Source organism: Janthinobacterium sp. MP5059B (genome assembly GCF_001758645.1).
Taxonomy (GTDB): Bacteria; Pseudomonadota; Gammaproteobacteria; order Burkholderiales; family Burkholderiaceae_D; genus Janthinobacterium; species Janthinobacterium lividum.
The window spans coordinates 1,261,881-1,279,751 of sequence record NZ_LRHX01000006.1 but is presented as its reverse complement, the minus strand read 5'-3'; the positions used below and the strand labels follow the sequence as shown (position 1 = coordinate 1,279,751).

The following is a 17,871-nucleotide window of genomic DNA, read 5'->3' as shown; positions in this document are numbered from 1 at the left end:
CTTGCCGCGCTTCAAGATGCGAAGCAGCCAATTGGTGTAAGCTGGCTGCCTCGCGTTTTCCCCCGCTTGCAGAATCATGACCGAACCATCGCTTGCCGCGCTTTCCCCCGAAACACCCCCCTCCGACAAATCGATCCGCCGCCGCTCGCTGTTCGCCGCCTGCAGCGCGCATGCCGTGCATGACGGCTTGACGGACGTGATCTATGTGCTGCTGCCCATCTGGCAGGCGCAGTTTGCCATCAGTTACGCCATGGTGGGCCTGTTGCGCGGTTCCTACTCGGGCATGATGGCCGGTTTCCAGTTGCTGGCCAGCCGCCTGGCGAAGCGCTGGGGGCGCGAACGCATGCTGGTGGGCGGCACGGCACTGGCCGGCGTCGCCTACCTGATCGCGGGGCAGGCAGGCGGACTGGCCGTGCTGCTGTTCGCCCTGCTGCTGGGCGGCCTGGGCGCCAGCACCCAGCATCCGCTGGCCTCGTCCATCGTCACGGACACGCACGAGGCGGGCGGGGGCGTGAAGGAAGCGCTGTCGCACTACAACTTTGCCGGCGATATCGGCAAGACCCTGATTCCCGCGCTGGTGGGCTTGCTGTTATTGGTGTGCAGCTGGCAAGCCAGCGTCTCCTTGCTGGGTTTGCTGGGCCTGGCGGCTGCCGGCTTGCTGTGGTGGCTGCTGCCGAAACCGGGCGAGCTGCAGGCGGGCGCGAAGAAGGCGGGCAAGAGCATCGCCGGCAGCGGCTCCAAGGGAAGTTTTCGCGCCTTGCTGGCCACGGGCACCCTGGACAGCGCCGTGCGCATGGGTTTTCTGACCTTTTTGCCATTCCTGCTGAAAAGCAAGGGCGCGGGCACGGCCGGCATTGGCGTGGCCTTATCGCTGCTGTTCGTGGGCGGCGCCTTCGGCAAGTTGCTGTGCGGCTACCTGGGTGCGCGCATCGGCATGATGAAGACCGTATGGCTGACGGAATCGATGACCTCGCTGCTGATCGTGGCGGGCCTGTGGCTGCCGCTGGCCGGCATCATGGTCATGCTGCCTTTGCTGGGGCTGGCGCTCAATGGCACCTCGTCCGTGCTGTACGGCGTGGTGCCGGAACTGGCAGAGCCCGGCAAGCGAGAGCATGCGTTCGCGCTGTTCTACACGGGCAGCATCGGCGGTGGGGCGCTGTCGCCCGTGCTGTTCGGCGCGCTGGGCGACCGGACGAGCGTGCCCACAGCCCTGCTGGCGCTGGCAGCCGTATTGCTGCTGACCTTGCCGCTGGCGTGGAAGGTGCAGCGGGGCCTGGCGCACGGTGGCCCCGCATGACACGGATCAACCATACAGGAACGCCTTGCATGCACCTGCCATTGCCACGCGATAAACACGATACGCGGAACGCGCAAGCCCTGATCGCCTTGAGCTGGGAGGAAGTCCGTCCAGCCATGCCGCAGATACTGGAATGGATGCAAGATGTCAATTGGCCCGTGGCCGGCGTGCTCCTGCCGTACCTGGCCGGCATCGGTGTGCGCCTCGCACCCTATATAAAAACGGTGCTGGCCGGTAATGACGAACATTGGAAGTACTTTGTGTTGCAGGGCATCGTGCGCCATTCACGGGAGCTCGCATTCGAATTGGACGGGGAATTGCAACGCTTCGCCCATGCACCGACAATGGGAGAACTGGAAGAAGGCGTGGCCGAGGTGGCCCGGGAAATTCTGCAATACCAGATAATAACTGTGGCCGGCCAGTAATCAGGGTCATTATTGTAAGAAATCAGTATTGAGTGTGCGTGCGTGTGGCCATTCCTGTAATAGATAGGAGACAATCCGGGCCGAATAAATTTCGATCTTCGGGTTGTAAAACCCTCCCTATCATTTAACAGGAAGATTACATGGGCAATTTTAGTATCCCGCAAACCAATAAAGCACTCGCCGTGTATTTTCATGGCAAGACGGTGCCTATGCTGTTTGCGGTATTTGCGGCGATCCTGGCGGCAGTGGCAGGTTTTGTCTTGTACCTGAGCACGACCATCCCTCAGAAAACACTGACCGATACGCAGGCCATGACCTTGCGTAATGGCGCCAAGCTGGGTACGCACAGCAATTTGACTATTCTTTATGGCACGGCGGCTTTTCTATTGCTGCTCGCCGTTCTGGTACTGGTCATGCGCGCGGTAATGCTCAAGCGGCGGAAAAGCCGTTTTGAATTGCATGAAGACGGTGTGGTGCATGAATTGAACGGCATTCGCAGCTACGCCGCCTTTGCCGATATCGAAGACCTGTATCTGTTTGCCGGCGGTTCCACCGCCATGACCGGCATGATCAATAACCTGGCCTACCGCACGGGCGCCGACCAGCCCTGGATATGGGCTACCGGAGAACTCAAGCGCTTTGACGAGTTCATGGACGAATTTCGCTCCCGTTACCTGGAATACCGCATGCCCGTCTTGAAGCAGCAGCTGGCGGACGGTGAGCGCGTGACTTTCCGCTATATCAGCAGCGGCGACATGTACAAGAAGCGCTTGTTCGGTAATTTCCTGAATTTCAAGACACAGGAACTGGCCTTGTCTGCGCAGGGCTTGCATGTGGACGGCGTCACCTGGCCTGGCGCCAGCCTCAAGTGCATGAATCAGAATGACTGGACCGAGAGACTGACGATCAAGGATGCGGCGGGTACGACAGTATTTTCATGCATCGGCACGGGCATCCTGAGTTTCGACCTGTTCGCCAATATGATAGATGACGAGATTAATCAAGCGTAGTAATTCCGGCGGAAATAAGCCTCCCGATACGGGGAGGCTTGCGACCGGCTTATCCCGGTCGGTGGCCAAATTCAGATAAAGAATGAAAACGCATTTACTGTCGAATAACGAATATTAAAAAAACATTCCATGCGCCTATGGCATGACTTGCCCGCCAGCACTCCCATCGTCTACACTCGCCGCATGAAAAATTTTGAAAAGCGGCGCGACCGCTATGACTTGTTCCGGGCGTTTGACAATCCCCTCGTCAACATCAATTTCCAGCTCGACGTGCCGGATTTCCGGCCCTGGTGCAGGGAACGGAAAATTCCCGTGTTTCACTTTTTCCTGTTTTGCCTGCTCAATACGGTCAGGGACATCGACAACTTCATGTACCGCATCTATCAGGGCGAGGTGATACGGATCGACGATTTTCCCGCTTCGTACACCGTCATCAACGGCGATGAAAACCTCAATTACACGCGTTTCGCGATGACGGACCAGCTCGACCTGTTCATCGCGCGCAGCCTGGAAGCCAAGCGCATTGCCGAAGCCAGTTCCGCGCTGATCAATACGGGCGAGGGCGAAAGTGAGCGCGAGCAGCGCAACAATATCTTTATCACCTGTTTGCCATGGCTGGAGCTGGCGGCCATCGAACACCCGATCCACCGTCACCGCGACGCCGACATACCGACCTTTACCTGGGGCAAGTTCGGCCCCGCGCAAGCGGACGGCCGCATGCGCATACCGTTTTCCGCGCAAGCCCACCATGGATTTGTCGATGGCTACCATGTGCAGAAACTGGCGCAGGCATTGTCGCAGCGCATCGCTGCCATCATGTCCTAGGCTAAATAATCGCTGGGTGCCTGGCCTAGCACGCGGCGGAAGGCGGCCGTGAAGGCGCTGGGGCTGGCATAGCCGAGGTCGAGCGCCACGCGGGTGACGGCTTGCCCGTCCGCCAGCCGCGCGATGGCCGCCAGCAGGCACGCTTGCTGGCGCCACTGGGCAAAGGCCAGCCCCGTCTGGGCGCGGAACTGGCGCGTAAAGGTGCGCCGGCTCATGCCGGCCTGCGCCGCCATCGCATCCAGGCTGCTGTCCAGGCTCGGTTGCCGCAGCAAGTCCATGCACAGCCGTGCCAGCCGCGGTTCCTGCGGCAGAGGCGCGCTCAGGGGCAGTGGCCTGGCGGCGGCAATTTCATCGAGCAGCAAGGCCATCAGCCGTCCGGCCCGCGATTGTTCCGCATACAAACCATCGACCGTCACGGCCTCGGCCAGCAGTTGGCGCAGCAGCGGCGAAGCGTCCAGTACCTGGCAGTGGGACGGCAAGCCCATCCCGGCGATGGCAGGTGCGTCGATAAACACGTTGTGCATGGTCACGGCGCCATGCATGCGCATGCCGTGGAATAGCTGGGCAGGTACCCAGCAAGCGCGTTGCGGCGGCACCAGCCAGTTGCCTTGCGGCGTGTGCACGCTGATGACACCGCGTGCTGCATACGCAAATTGCCCACGCGCATGGCTGTGGCTGGGAAACATTGCGCCAGAAGCATAGTCGCGTGCCGTGGCGATCAATGGACGCGGTACTTCCGTATAAAAATTATCCATGGCCCATACTCTACAGTAGTTGACCTGGCATCGAAAGCGGGCCGCTTGCCGTCCGCTTACCATCACACTCTTTTCAGGAGTGAACATGCACAACACATGTCATCGCGTGGGCCATGGCCCGCACGCCGTCATCGTCCTGCACGGCTGGTTTGGCGACGCCAACGCTTTTTCCCCGATGGAAGCGGGTCTCGACGGCGGCGCTTTCAGCTATGTCTTCATGGACAATCGCGGCTATGGCGGCATGCGTGGCGCAGAGGGTGAGTATTCGATGGACGAGGTCGCCCGCGACGCGCTGGCCTTGGCCGATGCGCTCGGCTTTGCCACTTTCAGCGTGGTAGGCCACTCCATGGGGGGCATGGCACTGGAACGGCTGGCCTTGCTGGCCCCCTTGCGCCTGCGCAAACTGGTGGCCGTGGCGCCCGTGCCCTGCTGCGGCGTGGCCTTCGATGCGGCCGCCCGCGCGACGTTTCTCGCGGCCGCCGATAGCGTGGCGGCGCGGCGCGCCATCATCGACCGCAGCACGGGCGGGCGCTTGCCAGCCACCTGGCTGGACTGGAAGGCACAGTATTCGTGGGAAAGTTCGGATCCAGCCGCCTTTGCCGCGTATTTCCTCGCGTGGAGCGAGACGGATTTCAGTGAAGAAATCAAGGCGGCGCGCGTGGAATTGCCGTTGCTGGCGCTGGTGGGGGAGCATGACCCTCGCTTTGATGCGGCCCTGATGCGCCGCACGTATCTGTCGTGGTACCCGCAAGCCCGGCTGGAGGTGCTGGGCAATGCGGGACACTATCCGATGAATGAAACACCGCTGGCCCTGGCGGCCAGCATCGAGGCGTTTTTGAAGGAAAAAAACTAGTTACGCCGCCTTGGCGCGCAGGCGCAGCAGGCTCAGGCCCAGCAAGACGAAGGCGCCGCCCGTGATGCGGTTGAACAGCTTGGCGCGGCCCGGCGTGGCCAGCTGGGTTTTCAGCAGGCGCGCCAGGTTGGCGTAGAACAGGTGGGCCAGCATGGCGCAGGCGACAAACGAAGTCGTCAGCACGGTGAACTGGATGGCCACCGGTTCGCCCGGCGTGATGAATTGCGGGAACAGTGCCGAGAAGAACAGGATCGCTTTCGGATTGGTCAGCGCGACAGTCAAGCCCTGGCGGAAGAGTTTCCAGAACGAATTCGGATTCGCCGTGCCGGCCACCACGGGCGCATCGGCCACGACGCTGGTCTTGCTGCGCCATTGCTTGATGCCCAAGTACACCAGATACAGGGCGCCAGCCAGCTTCAGCAGCATGAAGGCCGTGGCCGAGGTGGCCAGCACGACGCCCATGCCGGCCATGGCCACGCCGGAAATGATGAACAAGCCAAAACCATTGCCCAAGCTGCTGATCATTGCGCGGCGCGGGCCAACAGCGATGGCGTTCGAGATGGCCAGCAAGACGGCCGGACCGGGAGAAAACGTGACGAGCAGGGCGACGCTGCAGAAAAGCAGCCAGTTCGAGAGATGCATGGGTGTTCCTGGGTGGGGCCGAAGCCGGATTGAGAGTCAAAACACATATATTGTACGAAGTTTTCGACTCCCGCGTCAGCGGCCCCGGCTTGTATCAAGCTGCGCCTTAAGCAAACAGGCTGGCGACCACATGGTTGATGGCGGCGCCACCGGCGATGAGCCAGCAGAACAGCAGGCCGGCCAGCAGCAGGGGCTTGATGCCGGCGCGGCGGATGGCCGACATGTGCGTCGTCAAGCCGAGGGCAGCCATGGCCATGGCCAGCAAGACTGTGTCGAGCTCGGTGATGGTGGCGACTGTTCCCGCTGGCAGCAGGCCCAGCGAATTGAATGCCACCACGCCGATAAAGATGAAGGCGAACCAGGGGATGGCCAGCTTGGTGGCCTTGTCGTGGCCGCTGTTGCCACCTTTGGCCTTGCCGCGCGCCAGCACCGCCGACAGGATGACGAGGAAGGGCGCCAGCATCATCACGCGCACCATCTTGGCGATCACGGCCGCATTCGCCGCTTCCTGCCCGATCGACTTTCCGGCCGCCACCACTTGCGCCACCTCATGCACGGTCGAGCCGATGTAGACGCCAAAGGCGGTGGGCGTGGCGCCCAGAACCTGCCAGCCCAGGTTCAGCTGGTACAGCAAGGGATACAAAAAGATGGCGATGGTGCCGAAGACCACGACGGTCGAGACGGCCACGGTGACATCTTCGCTGCGACCCTTGACGACGGGCTCGGTCGCCATCACGGCCGCCGCGCCGCAGATCGAGCTGCCCGCGCCGATCAGGATGGCGCTGTTGCGTTCCAGCTTGAATACGGTGGTGCCAAGAAACATGGCCAGGCCAAACGTGGATGCCAGCACCAGCGCGTCGATGGCGATGCCGGCCAAGCCCACCTGCCCGATATCCTGGAAGGTCAAACGAAAGCCATACAGGATGATGCCGAGCCGTAATAATGTCTGTTTGGAAAAGGTCACGCCCGCGCCGCACGTGGGCGCCAGGCGGCCATACACGCTATTGCCGAGCACAATGCCCAGCATGATGGCCAGGGTCAGGGCGCTCATGCCGTGGCTTTGCATCCATTCCAGCTGGCCCAGTTGAATGGCGCCCCAGGCGATCACGCCGCTGAGCAGCAGGCCGGGGAGAAGGCGGCCATAGCGGTCGCTGAAACTTGTTGTGTTGCTTGTTGAGAGGGATGACATACCGTACTCCGTGTTTCCTGGTTCGTATGACATGACTGTACAGTTCGTCGATTAAATGGTAAAACGGATTGTTTTTGTATCTTTAACCGATTAGATAGGTAGATAAAATGGCGTTGACCTTGCGGCAACTGCAGATTTTCCTCGCCGTGGCGGATACGGGCAGCACCAGTGCGGCCGGCGAGTTGATTGCGCTGTCGCAATCGGCCACCAGCGCGGCCCTGAATGAACTGGAAGCCTTGTTGGGAGCGCAACTGTTCGACCGTGTAGGCAAGCGTTTGCTGCTCAACGACAATGGCCGCCTGCTATTGCCACAGGCGCGGCAGATGCGCGACGGGGCCGCCAGCATCGAGCGTCAGTTCGCGGGCGCCGACCCGTCCGTGCCCGTCAGCCTGCAGATCGGCGCCAGCACCACTATCGGCATCTATTTGCTGCCGCAGATACTGGCGCTGGCGGCGCAGCAATACGGGCGCAGCATTCCGCAAGTGACGATTGCCAACACGGCCGACATCGCCGCCGCCGTGGCGGAGTTCCGTGTCGATATCGGCCTGATCGAAGGGCCGTGCCACGAAGCGGGCTTGCTGGTGGAGCCGTGGCTGACGGACCAGATGCTGATCGTGGCCGCGCCCACGCATCCGCTGGCGCAATTGCGCCATCTGCTCAGCTTTACGGAGCTGAACCAGGCGGGCTGGCTGTTGCGCGAAGCGGGTTCGGGCACGCGCGAAGCCGTGGAGCAGGCGCTGGTGCCGTATCTGCACTATCTGCGCGCCGCGGGCGAGTTCAGCAATTCGGAAGCCATCAAATATGGCGCGGCGGCGGGGCTGGGCATCGCCTGCCTGTCGCGCGTCGTCGTGGCCGATTTGCTGGCCAGCGGGCAACTGGTGGAACTGGAAACCATGCTGCCGCCGCTGGAGCGCAATTTCTATCTGATCCGCCAGTCCAGGAAAATCCTTTCCCCGCGCCTGGCTGGTTTCCTGGAGCTGTGCCGCCACGCCACACGCATGGCGGGCTAGCGGGATCAGGCAAACAGCTTGACTGTTTTCCATATTGGGAATAAATTCTCAGATATGGAAAATTCAACATTCGTAGAAAGCGATACGGAACAGCGGCTGGCGGCCCGTTTAAAGCAGTTGCGCGTGGAGCGGGGTTGGTCGCTGGACCAGCTGGCCAGTGCCAGCCAGGTCAGCCGCGCGACATTGTCTCGCCTGGAAAACGGCGAAGTCAGCCCGACGACAAGCGTGCTGGGCAAGCTGTGCGCCGCATATGGCTTGACCATGTCGCGCCTGCTGCGCATGGTGGAAGACGACTTTCCCGCCATGCTGCGGCGGGCCGAGCAAAGCGTGTGGAGCGACCCGGACACGGGCTTTATCCGCCGCTCCGTCTCGCCCCCGGCGCGCGCGCTGGCCGGCGAAGCGCTCGAATGCGAGCTGGGCGCTGGCGTGACGATCGCCTACGCGGCCTCGCCCCGGCCCGGCATGGAACACCATTTGTTGCTGCAGCAAGGCAAGCTGAACGTGACCGTCGACGGCCGCTCCCACGATTTACTGGCCGGCGACTGCCTGCGCTACCAGCTGCATGGGCCCAGCGCGTTTACGACGCCGCCGGATAGCGGCGCCCGCTATTTTCTCTTTCTTGTCTGAGGTCGCCATGCCCGTATCGCTACGCCATTTTTCATCCACTGATATACGTGACCGCTTGCCGGAACTGGGGGCCTTGCTGCAAAACTGCGTGCACGACGGCGCCAGCATCGGTTTTATCTTGCCCTTCGACACGGCGGCCAGCCAGGCGTTCTGGACGGATAACGTCTTGCCGGCTGTCACGCGCGGCGTGCGCCTGTTGCTGGTGGCCGAGGTGGACGGGCAGGTGGCGGGCGCCGTGCAGCTGGACTGGGATACCAATCCGAACCAGGCACACCGGGCCGAAGTGCGCAAGCTGCTGGTCGCGCCCGCATTCCGCCGGCGCGGCCTTGCGCGCCAGCTGATGCAGGCGCTGGAAGAACAGGCGCGCCTCTTGCCGCGCAGCCTGCTGACCCTGGATACGCGCAGCAGCGACCACGCGGAACCGCTGTACTTGTCGCTCGGCTATGTGGTGGCCGGCAGCATCCCCGGCTATGCGCTGGCGCCGGCCGGCGACCGGCTGGACGCCACCACCATAATGTATAAGCAGCTATAGCGATTCTATGGCGGCGCTGCGATGGCCGGGGGAACTCAGGCTTTCAGCCGCGCTCTAACGCTTGCGGCAGACAGGTTTGCTGGCGCGGAAATGGCGTGCGCAGCCTGTCCGACTACCAGGCTGATGCCGTGCACGGCCTGGGCTGACACCTGGTCGCGGCTCAGCTTGAAGATGCCCACCGTGCCTGACAGTAGCGTGGCGCGCTGCTGCATGCTGGCCGCCGCCGTCGATGCCTGCTCCACCAGGGCCGCATTTTGCTGCGTCACCTGTTCCATCTGCACGATGGCGGCATTGACTTGTTCGATGCCGGACAATTGCTCGCCGCTGGCCATGCTGATCTCGCCCATGATGTCTGTAACGCGGTGCACGCTGGCCACGATCTCGCGCATGGTGGCGCCGGCCGTGTCGACCAGGCGGGCGCCTGCATCGACCCGCTCGACGGAGTCGCCGATCAGCTGCTTGATTTCTTTTGCCGCGCCGGCAGAACGCTGGGCCAGGGTGCGCACTTCAGCGGCCACGACGGCAAAACCGCGCCCCTGTTCTCCGGCCCGCGCCGCTTCCACGGCGGCATTCAGGGCCAGGATATTCGTCTGGAAGGCGATGGCGTCGATGACCCCGATGATGTCAACGATCTTTTTCGAGGAAGCGTTGATCGAGCTCATGGTATCGACCACTTGCGCCACGACCGTCCCCCCTTTGCCTGCCACAGCGGCGGCCGATTGTGCCAGCTGATTGGCTTGCCGTGCGTTATCGGCATTTTGCTTGACGGTGCCAGTCAGCTCGTCCATTGAGGCGGCCGTGCGCTCCAGCGAACTGGCTTGCGCCTGCGTGCGCTGCGACAAGTCCAGGTTGCCGGCGGCAATCTCTCCCGAGGCGCCCGCGATCTCGTGCGTGCCGCCGCGCACCTCGCCCACGATCGTGATCAAGCTGGCATTCATGTCTTTCAGGGCTTGCAGCAGTTGCCCCACTTCATCGCGGGAATCGACGCGGATATGCTCGCTCAAGTCGCCGCCGGCCACCTTGCGCGCCACTTTGACGGCATGCCGCAAGGGACGCACGATGCCGCTGCTAATGAACCAGGCCGTCGCCAGGCTCAACACGCCGCCGACCAGGCCCAGCGCGATGATCAGCACGCTGGTATCGTGCGCGCGGGCCATGGCCGCCTCGGCCGCCGTGCGCATCTGCACCGATTGCGTGGCGATCTGCTGGTCGAGCTCGCGCAGGGCCGGCTGTTCCTGCGTGCTGTTGCGCGTGGCTTGCAATTGCGCGATGCGCGCATAGCGCTGGTTCACGCTGCTGTCGATTTCCCCGCTTACCGCCGACAGCTGCCATGTGCTGATGACCACCACCACGGCCAGTAACAGCGAAGTGAGCAAAAAGCCTGTGGTCAGGCGCACACCGATACGTATGTTTGAAATATTCATGTCCCCTCAGCTGTTGTCCCATGGTGGCCGGTTCCCATGCCTGCGGCATGACGCGGCGCTTGTCCCCTGAAGTTGCCGGGGTGAAATGAGTGTAGCAGCGCGGTACTAAGTAATCTATAAATATTTCCATATTGGAATTAGTCACTGCCTGTTTAGCAACAGCGGCATGGCATGTTGCCAGATAAAATCACCCGCCGTATTGCAGACGCATCCTACCTCGATACCCGGCATCGTCCGACTGGCGCATGCCGGCGCCGCGTCTACACTGTTCCTTGCACGGACCCGGCGGCGGGTCTTTCTTCTTATTCACAGGAGGCTGACATGGCGAATATCCAGGCAGGATCGGACGGTGCGGCAAATGAGGAAATGACGGCCAAGCGCCTGAACGTGGTGGACTGGATCTCGATGATCCTGCTGATCGTGGGCGGCTTGAACTGGGCGCTGGTGGGCTTGTTCGATATCGATATCGTGGCCCGCATCCTCGGTGCCATGTCGACGGCGTCGCGCGGCGTGTACGTGCTGGTGGGGCTGGCGGCGCTGTATTCCATCTATCTGTGCGTGCGCAAGCTGCCAGCCAAGCCCTAGAATCGTCTGCGCGACTAGGAGGCGCGCACAAGAAGCGGAAGGGCGTGCTGCAAGCGCCGGGAATTTGATCTGGCGTCACGGGCCCGATGCCGCCTTGTGCGCGTGCATGTGCCAGCCTGCGTCCAGGCTGGCGCTCGGCCAGCTTGGACGCTGACGTTATTGCATGTGCTTATTGCATGCGCTTACTGCGTGCGCAGATAGGCCAGCAAGTCGGCCACTTGCTGGGCGTTGCCGATGCCCCAGAAGCGCATGTTATTGCCAGGAATGAAATCGCTCGGTGCTTTCAGGAAGCCGGCCAGGTTTTGCTCGGTCCAGACGATATTCGCGTTTTTCATGGCCGCCGAGTATTTATAGTCGATGGTGGAGCCAGCCTTGCGGCCGATCACGCCCGTCAGCTTGGGGCCGAAGCCGCCGCGCGCCGATGGCCCCACCTGGTGGCAAGAGGCGCACTTGCGAAAGGCTGCCTTGCCCGCTTCGGCGTTGCCCGTGAGTGCGGCAGGAGCGGCCGCCTGTGCGGTGACGACTGGCGCCAGCAGCACGGCTGCGGCGGCGAGAGGGGAGAACCAGCGAAAAAGAAATGGATAGGTCATCGGTGAGGCGGAAGTGCACGATATGGCAAGCAATGACGTATTTTACAGGCGGGCACCAAAACCTGTCCGTCAGCGGCGCAGTGATGCCAGGCAGCAGTGCAGGAATAGCTGCAGGAAGCGCGCAGGAATCGATACGGGATGGCCTGAATGCCGCTAGCGCTTGCCACCCTGTGCGCCGAGCGCCGCCATGGCCGATGCAAACACGATGCAGGCGATGGCCAGCCACTGGGTCAGGCTCAGCAGCTCTCCCAGTACGGCCATGGCGGCCAGCGCGCTGACGGCGGGCGCCGCGCTGCTGAACATGCCGAACACGCCTTGCGGCAAGCGGCGAAGGGCAAAGATTTCCAGAGAGTACGGCAGGGCGCTGGACAGCATGGCAATGGCCAGGCCCATCAGCGCAATCGATGGCGCCAGCAGGGCCGAGCCCGAATACGCGACGCCGATGGGCACCGTCACCATGGCCGCCACCGTCATGCCCCAGGCTACGGCTTGTCCGCCTTGCAAGGTAGAGGCGCGCTTGCCGAAGATGATATACAGCGCCCAGCACAGCGCCGCTCCCAGCGCATACGCCACGCCGATGGGGTCCAGGCTGCCCGGACTGCCTTGCAGCGGTAACAGTAAATACAAGCCGAACACGGCGCACGCCACCGCCAGCAAATCGCGCGGACGGCGCGATGACAGCATGGCCACCGCCAGCGGCCCCGTTACCTCGATGGCGACGGCGATACCGATCGGTATCAGCGCAAACGCCCGGTAAATCAGCAAGTTCATCAACCCCAGCACGGAACCATAGACCAGCAAGTTCAGCACATCCTTGCGCGTCAGCCGATAGCGCCACGGCCGGAAGATGGCCAGCAGTATCAGCGCCGAAAACCCCACCCGGTACGCCGTAATCCCTTCCACGCCAATGACAGGAAACAGATTCTTCGCAATCGCCGCCCCCAGATTGACGGAAATTTGCCCTCCCAGTACGGCCAGGGAAGGGAGCAGGATGCTGTCGGGAAGGGCGGAGGTCGAGGCGGGGGAGGTCATGGGACGGTATTCTAATATGCCTGAGGCTGGCAGTCGCTGGCAGATTGGTAAGCCGAGGAAATTTAACGAGGTAGTTGCTGACATGACTGGTGCATCGCGGCTTCTTTTTCTATATCATGTTGCAAAATACGCTACAGTTGCGGAATTGTTTACGAATGGTCAGAATTCGCCGCTCCTAATCGAACAGCCTTTGCCATTTTGAGTCTTAACACTTTCGGGAGCTGCCATGCAAATGGTCCGGGTAAATTCCAGCGCCATTGTTGCAATTGGTTACGACGAGCAAACAGCTCGCATGCGTATCCAATTCCAGCAGGGGCATAGTTATGATTTTTGCCGAGTACCTGCAAATGTGCATGCTGCGTTCATGCGTGCCTACTCCAAGGGTATTTACTACAATGAGCACATCAAAGACCGATACCAATGCTAATCGGAATTTCGACTAAAAGAGTCGGCAATCGGCCAGAAGCGGACATTGCACGACCTGTATCTATAACCCATGACAAACGACGAACCGCTCAGAAATTCGGATCTCATTGCGTATCACAAGGCAACCGGCTGCCCAGTGATGACGGCAAAGACAGCATTGTTATCAATGGAGCCCTTGTTGCGGTCGAGAGTACTCAAGGCTGCACTAAACCAATCTGGAAAGAGCCAGTTGTACGACCCAATCGAAGATGAACCAGCGCTGTGGGAGCAAATTCGCGCTGCGAAGGAGGAAGCGAAGATCGTTGCTGGACCGGCAGTCAATCGTGGTCAATGTCACCGAATATGGTTTGAGCAAGAACGTATCTTGACCGCACAGGGAATAGCCTGGTTCTCTCCGGCAGTAATGAATCCCTGGACGGTCTTTGATTAACGCCATGGTTCGCTCGGGTACGACTGCCTTGGGGCGGCACCTGCCAACGACGGCAACCGGCCAATAGCGGTCCTTCGCAAACGACCGAGATCGGCCCAGGGCAGCATTGAATGCCATGCTCACGGAAGATCACCGCGTAATGCCGATGGTGCTTGAAAACTGCATCAGTACATACGTCCAGCACGACAGAAAAAATGAATAAAATGCCCACGCTTGCCACGGCCAATTCTCCGGTCGCCCCCGATAACGGTTTTGCCGCTTTGATCGATGCCACTATTGCCTCTTTCTACAAGACCAATGAGCCAGGCGCCACTGTTATCGTCATGCTGGAGGGCAGGACGATGTTCCGCCAAGCTTATGGCATGGCCAGTATCGCGAAGCCGGAGATGATGACGCCCGAAACAACGATGCGCCTTGGTTCAATTAGTAAGCAATTCACTGCGGTATCCATTTTGATGCTCATCGAACAAGGAAAATTGTCCCTCGCTGACAAAGTAGGAGATTTTTTTCCGGACTACCCTGCACAAGGTAGTCAGATCACAGTCGAGCACCTTTTGACCCATACTTCGGGCATCGTCAGCTATACGGACAAGAAGGATTATGACGCCAACATTGCCACCGAGCTTACGGTGACCGAGGTGATCGACAGTTTCAAAAATGACCCGCTAGAATTCGCGCCGGGTACCGCTTTCAACTACAACAATTCGGGATATTTCTTGCTAGGAGCGCTCATCGAAAAAATTTCGGGGCTGTCTTACGCAAAGTTTGTAGAACAACACATATTTGTACCCCTCGGTATGAATTGCACCTACTACGAAGGCCATGAACTGAGCCTGCAGCGAGCAGCGGCGGGACACACATATTGCGATAACAGTTTCGTCCCATGTGATCTGATGAGCATCAGCCAGGCATATGCAGCTGGTGCGCTGGTCTCGAACGTGGACGACTTGGCGCGTTGGGAGAATGCGGTCGCTAGCGGTAAGCTCATCAGCGCATTGAATTGGACGAAGGCATTTACACCCTACAGGTTGGTGGACGGCAGCTCCTGCGCGTACGGCTATGGATGGGAAATCGGAACGCTGCAGCAACGACCGATGTTCGCGCACGGTGGTGCTATCAACGGCTTCCAGACCTTTGGGCTGCGTTTGCCGAAAGATCAGCTATTCATAGCAGTTCTGAGCAACGCTGACTTCGGCATCGTAGATCCAGAGTATGTCGCACATAAAATTGCTGCGATTGCGATCGGCAAGCCGATCCAAGATTTCAAGGAGATCAATCTGGACGCCAGCTTGCTCGACGCCTACGCCGGCGTTTATACCGTGAATGCCACTGAGCAACGCACTTTCTGGCGTGATGCTGACCAGTTATTGATGCTTCGCACCGGGGGCGACGTCACCCCTGTGCATCCCCATTCAAACAACGGATTCTTTATAAAAAACACACTAGTCCACATGGAGTTCGTGCGCGATACGACCAATACCGTGGTTAAAGTCGTTCTCCACCAAAATGGTGAAATGAACGAAAATCTGCGCGTCGCAACGTGATTATGAACAAAACATGGGCTGTGTTGCAGAAATGTCTTCATCTGAATAATCGAAATGCATTTCATTTTTTAAAGTCCCGCGCGATGCTGTAGCAATAACCGCTTCGGGGCGGAAGCGGACATTACAAGTTTTACCTGTTTTACAGAGTAAACGCCTCTTTCTTGCATTCATTGGCATTATTAAAGGTGGTAAAGTTTAATGTCATTGCTGTGCGCATTGACAATAGTTGAATGAATATGGTGAAGACACGGCAATCCTGCATTTCTTGCTGTTTATCGCACCGTCTATTTGCTTGTAACTCAGGAGAAGTATTGAATGACTGTTTTTAGTATCGGCAACACCAATTTTGAAGTGGATGTAGCGAAATCAAGCATTAGTCTGGAAGCGCATGGCAGCGGCATGCTGGAGCTGAATATCGATATCCATGGCGACGATGAGGTGTTTATGCGCTTGACCGAGCCGGAGGATGCGGAATGGTCGTGGGCACTGTATCCGCCGGCCTTTTTCCTGCATGGCTTGCGCATACCGGAAGGGCAGGGAGGAGCGTTTTCGATCGGGATGCTGGATATGCATCCCGAGGCAGAGGAATCGGGTATCTATATGATGGAATATGGTGACGTGTCGGCCGTCAACATCATTGAATTGTCGGCGGATCGACTAGCCGTGTCGGGCATGGTGGACTTGTGCAGCAAGCGCCTGCCATTTCATATCGATATGCCGCGCAGATAGTATCGGGGCCGGGCTCCTCGGGATCGGAATGCGCCCCATTGAGGCGCATTCCCCCGGCCGGGCCGGCCCCGCCTGATTATTCCAGCTTCAACGCCTTCGCCACATCCCCCCAAGCCACATACTTGAAGTTCTGCGGTCCGTCCGGCAAGCGCTTGTAGCCGTCCTGGATCACCAGCATGCCTTGCGCGTACGCGCCGCCCAGGTTGGCGGAGGTGACGTCGAGGCCGTCCGTTTCCGAGGTGCCGTCGATGCCGGCCGGCAGATTGAAGCCCACCTTGAAGCGGCCGCGCACCTTGTAGGGCGCTTGCGCGTCGAGCACCACGTAGCTGCTGTCGCCTTGGCTGGAGACGATCAGGTAGCCCGTATTGGCCTTGGCGCCAGGCTTGCGGTAGATGGCCATGCCTTCCACGTCGGCCGTCAATTGCGCTCCCACCGGCAAGACCATGGCCAGGGCGTCCGGCTTGGCGGCGTCGGCCGAGGTGGTCCAGATGCCGCGCGTTTCCTCGCCCAGGAACAGGCGGGCGTTGGCATCGTCGGCCACGCAGCCTTCCGGTTGCGTGGCCACCTTGAAGCTGCGCAAGAGGGTGGCGCTGAACTTGTTGCCTTCCAGGCCGATGCTGTACTGCTGGAAGGTGCCGTCCTTGTCGTTGATGAACGCTTCCACGCCGCCGCTGGCCGGCTGGTACAAACACATGCCGTAGATGCTTTTCAGGCCGGTAGGGAAACGGCCCGCTTCCGCCACGTCGCCGCTGGCATTGATGGTGAACAACATCATGCTGTTGTCGTCGCGCTGGGTGGCCACGGCCAGGTCGACCTTGCTGCCGCCAAGACTGATGTTCTGCCGCACGTCGACGTTGTTCAGGCGACCCACTTCCAGCAACTGGGTCTGCTTGCCTTGCAGGTCGTAGACCAATAAACCCTGTTTCTTGTTGGTACCGAGGATGCGTGCGTCGGCGGCGTTGCTGGACAGCCAGATGGCTGGATCGTCGGCCGCGTCCCCCTGGCGCGCCATCGGTTCCGTCTGCGCTTGCGGGGCGATGATGGCCACGGCAGGCTGTGTTTCCGCTTGGCCAGCCCATTTCAAGGGCCGCGCCTGCCAACCATTCTTGCCGCGTAACATCAACGAATTTCCATTGAGTGCCAGCTGACTGTCGCCCTTGCGCACGTTCAAGGCGACGGCTTGCGGCGGCATGGCCGTCCATTGACTCCCCTGATGGGCGAACAGGTGCAGCTTTTCCGCCTTGCCGTCGAGAACTGCCACCCCGCCCGGCAGCACTGCCAGCGCCCCGGCGCCGCCGTCCAGCTGGCCGTACGGCTTGCGCAGGGCGACCACTTCGCGTTTGCCCATGCCTTCGGATTCGGCGTCATACGCCCAGACGCCCATGTTGGCCTCGCTTACCAGCAGGCGCTGGGCGCCATCGTCGACCCGGCAATGCTTGGCGTGCGGCGGCAAGGCCAGTTTGCGCACCAGGCTGCGCTGTTCTCCCTGCATCACCCACTGTTCCGCTTGCCCATCCTTGCCGATCAAGAACAGATGGGTTAGCTGCTGCGCGTCGCGGTACAGGCACGACGCTTCCACGGAAAAGGTCGGGATGGGGAACGGCGCCAGCTTGACCAGCTTGCCGGCTTGCACATCGACGGATACGGGCAGGGGGCGCTGCGTGTCCGCTTCCAGGAACACGGCCAGCACCTTGTTGCCGTCGATGCGCGTGTCGAGCTGCTTGGCGCGCACGGCGATGCGGTCCTGTTCCTTGCCCGCAGGATCGAACAGGCGCAAGCCGTGCTTGTCCAGGGTCAGCCAGCCGCCGCCGGGCAGGCGCGCCAGTTCTTCCGCTTCCTGCGTGAAGGAGGGGACAGCTTGGGCAGGTGCGGCCTGTGCCGTGCCCATGATGCAAAAGGCAGCCAGCAAAGCGCTGCAGAGTACGGTTTTTTTCATGTTATTGGAA

The 17,871-nt window shown here is 60.5% G+C and carries 20 protein-coding genes; 13 read left to right on the top strand and 7 right to left on the bottom strand.

Going from position 1 to position 17,871, the window contains the following annotated elements; all coding sequences use genetic code 11:
• Positions 1-76 precede the first annotated feature (76 nt).
• The 4 genes from JAB1_RS10380 to JAB1_RS10365 all read left to right on the top strand — a co-directional run bounded on the left by JAB1_RS10380 (position 77) and on the right by JAB1_RS10365 (position 3,557).
• A complete protein-coding gene (locus JAB1_RS10380; RefSeq protein ID WP_070279770.1) occupies positions 77-1,297 on the top strand; it encodes an MFS transporter in 1,221 nt (406 codons plus the stop codon).
• Positions 1,298-1,326: 29 nt separating this feature from the next.
• Positions 1,327-1,722: a DUF5071 domain-containing protein gene (locus JAB1_RS10375; protein WP_070279769.1), complete on the top strand. Its 396-nt coding sequence runs from the start codon at positions 1,327-1,329 to the stop codon at positions 1,720-1,722.
• A gap of 140 nt (positions 1,723-1,862) precedes the next feature.
• Positions 1,863-2,732, top strand: coding sequence for a hypothetical protein (locus JAB1_RS10370; RefSeq protein WP_070279768.1), 870 nt, complete (start codon positions 1,863-1,865; stop codon positions 2,730-2,732).
• A 129-nt stretch (positions 2,733-2,861) separates the two neighbouring features.
• Positions 2,862-3,557: a CatA-like O-acetyltransferase gene (locus JAB1_RS10365; protein ID WP_254672029.1), complete on the top strand. Its 696-nt coding sequence runs from the start codon at positions 2,862-2,864 to the stop codon at positions 3,555-3,557.
• Here JAB1_RS10365 and JAB1_RS10360 read toward each other — a convergent pair.
• Positions 3,554-4,312 carry a helix-turn-helix transcriptional regulator gene (locus JAB1_RS10360; protein WP_070279766.1) on the bottom strand — a complete coding sequence of 253 codons (759 nt, stop codon included), beginning with the start codon at positions 4,310-4,312 and terminating at the stop codon, positions 3,554-3,556. The two genes, JAB1_RS10365 and JAB1_RS10360, sit on opposite strands and share 4 nt — an antisense overlap.
• Positions 4,313-4,397: 85 nt before the next feature.
• Between JAB1_RS10360 and JAB1_RS10355 the strand changes: the two genes are divergently transcribed.
• Positions 4,398-5,165 carry an alpha/beta hydrolase gene (locus JAB1_RS10355; RefSeq protein ID WP_070279765.1) on the top strand — a complete coding sequence of 256 codons (768 nt, stop codon included), beginning with the start codon at positions 4,398-4,400 and terminating at the stop codon, positions 5,163-5,165.
• On the opposite strand, the gene JAB1_RS10350 is transcribed toward JAB1_RS10355, so the two are convergent.
• Positions 5,166-5,807, bottom strand: a complete 642-nt coding sequence (locus JAB1_RS10350) for a LysE family transporter (protein ID WP_070279764.1) — start codon at positions 5,805-5,807, stop codon at positions 5,166-5,168.
• A 106-nt stretch (positions 5,808-5,913) separates the two neighbouring features.
• Positions 5,914-6,996: a YeiH family protein gene (locus JAB1_RS10345; protein ID WP_070279763.1), complete on the bottom strand. Its 1,083-nt coding sequence runs from the start codon at positions 6,994-6,996 to the stop codon at positions 5,914-5,916.
• Positions 6,997-7,103: 107 nt separating this feature from the next.
• Here JAB1_RS10345 and JAB1_RS10340 point away from each other — a divergent pair, with 107 nt between their 5' ends.
• From JAB1_RS10340 to JAB1_RS10330, 3 genes are read left to right on the top strand one after another with little or no spacing between them, the layout of a single operon-like run.
• On the top strand, positions 7,104-8,006 hold the full coding sequence (locus tag JAB1_RS10340) for a LysR family transcriptional regulator (protein WP_034786119.1): 903 nt from the start codon (positions 7,104-7,106) through the stop codon (positions 8,004-8,006).
• Between the two features lie 54 nt (positions 8,007-8,060).
• Positions 8,061-8,633: a helix-turn-helix transcriptional regulator gene (locus JAB1_RS10335; RefSeq protein ID WP_070279762.1), complete on the top strand. Its 573-nt coding sequence runs from the start codon at positions 8,061-8,063 to the stop codon at positions 8,631-8,633.
• 55 nt (positions 8,634-8,688) lie between these two features.
• A complete protein-coding gene (locus JAB1_RS10330; protein ID WP_343215985.1) occupies positions 8,689-9,165 on the top strand; it encodes a GNAT family N-acetyltransferase in 477 nt (158 codons plus the stop codon).
• A 35-nt stretch (positions 9,166-9,200) separates the two neighbouring features.
• Here the strand turns inward: JAB1_RS10330 and JAB1_RS10325 are convergent, their stop codons facing one another.
• Entirely contained in the window at positions 9,201-10,589 is a 1,389-nt protein-coding gene (locus JAB1_RS10325; RefSeq protein ID WP_083299660.1) for a methyl-accepting chemotaxis protein, read from the bottom strand.
• 321 nt (positions 10,590-10,910) lie between these two features.
• On the opposite strand from JAB1_RS10325, the gene JAB1_RS10320 reads away from it, so the two are divergent.
• Entirely contained in the window at positions 10,911-11,174 is a 264-nt protein-coding gene (locus JAB1_RS10320; protein ID WP_199534280.1) for a DUF378 domain-containing protein, read from the top strand.
• A gap of 182 nt (positions 11,175-11,356) precedes the next feature.
• Here JAB1_RS10320 and JAB1_RS10315 read toward each other — a convergent pair whose 3' ends face one another.
• Entirely contained in the window at positions 11,357-11,764 is a 408-nt protein-coding gene (locus JAB1_RS10315; protein WP_083299659.1) for a cytochrome c family protein, read from the bottom strand.
• 153 nt (positions 11,765-11,917) lie between these two features.
• On the bottom strand, positions 11,918-12,796 hold the full coding sequence (locus JAB1_RS10310; protein WP_070279760.1) for an EamA family transporter: 879 nt from the start codon (positions 12,794-12,796) through the stop codon (positions 11,918-11,920).
• A gap of 226 nt (positions 12,797-13,022) precedes the next feature.
• On the opposite strand from JAB1_RS10310, the gene JAB1_RS28740 reads away from it, so the two are divergent.
• The 4 genes from JAB1_RS28740 (at position 13,023) to JAB1_RS10300 (ending at position 15,925) form a co-directional block, all read left to right on the top strand.
• Positions 13,023-13,223 (top strand): KTSC domain-containing protein, encoded by a 201-nt coding sequence (locus JAB1_RS28740; protein ID WP_071653326.1) that lies wholly within the window; start codon positions 13,023-13,025, stop codon positions 13,221-13,223.
• A gap of 69 nt (positions 13,224-13,292) precedes the next feature.
• A complete protein-coding gene (locus tag JAB1_RS29540) occupies positions 13,293-13,652 on the top strand; it encodes a hypothetical protein (RefSeq protein WP_139144514.1) in 360 nt (119 codons plus the stop codon).
• 194 nt (positions 13,653-13,846) lie between these two features.
• Complete coding sequence (locus tag JAB1_RS10305; RefSeq protein WP_244965225.1) at positions 13,847-15,196, top strand: serine hydrolase domain-containing protein; 1,350 nt, start codon at positions 13,847-13,849, stop codon at positions 15,194-15,196.
• Between the two features lie 315 nt (positions 15,197-15,511).
• On the top strand, positions 15,512-15,925 hold the full coding sequence (locus JAB1_RS10300; protein ID WP_070279758.1) for a hypothetical protein: 414 nt from the start codon (positions 15,512-15,514) through the stop codon (positions 15,923-15,925).
• Positions 15,926-16,001: 76 nt separating this feature from the next.
• Here the strand turns inward: JAB1_RS10300 and JAB1_RS10295 are convergent, their stop codons facing one another.
• The gene (locus JAB1_RS10295; protein WP_070279908.1) at positions 16,002-17,861 is read right to left on the bottom strand and encodes a phytase; all 1,860 of its coding nucleotides are present in this window, start codon (positions 17,859-17,861) and stop codon (positions 16,002-16,004) included.
• Positions 17,862-17,871: the final 10 nt, after the last annotated feature.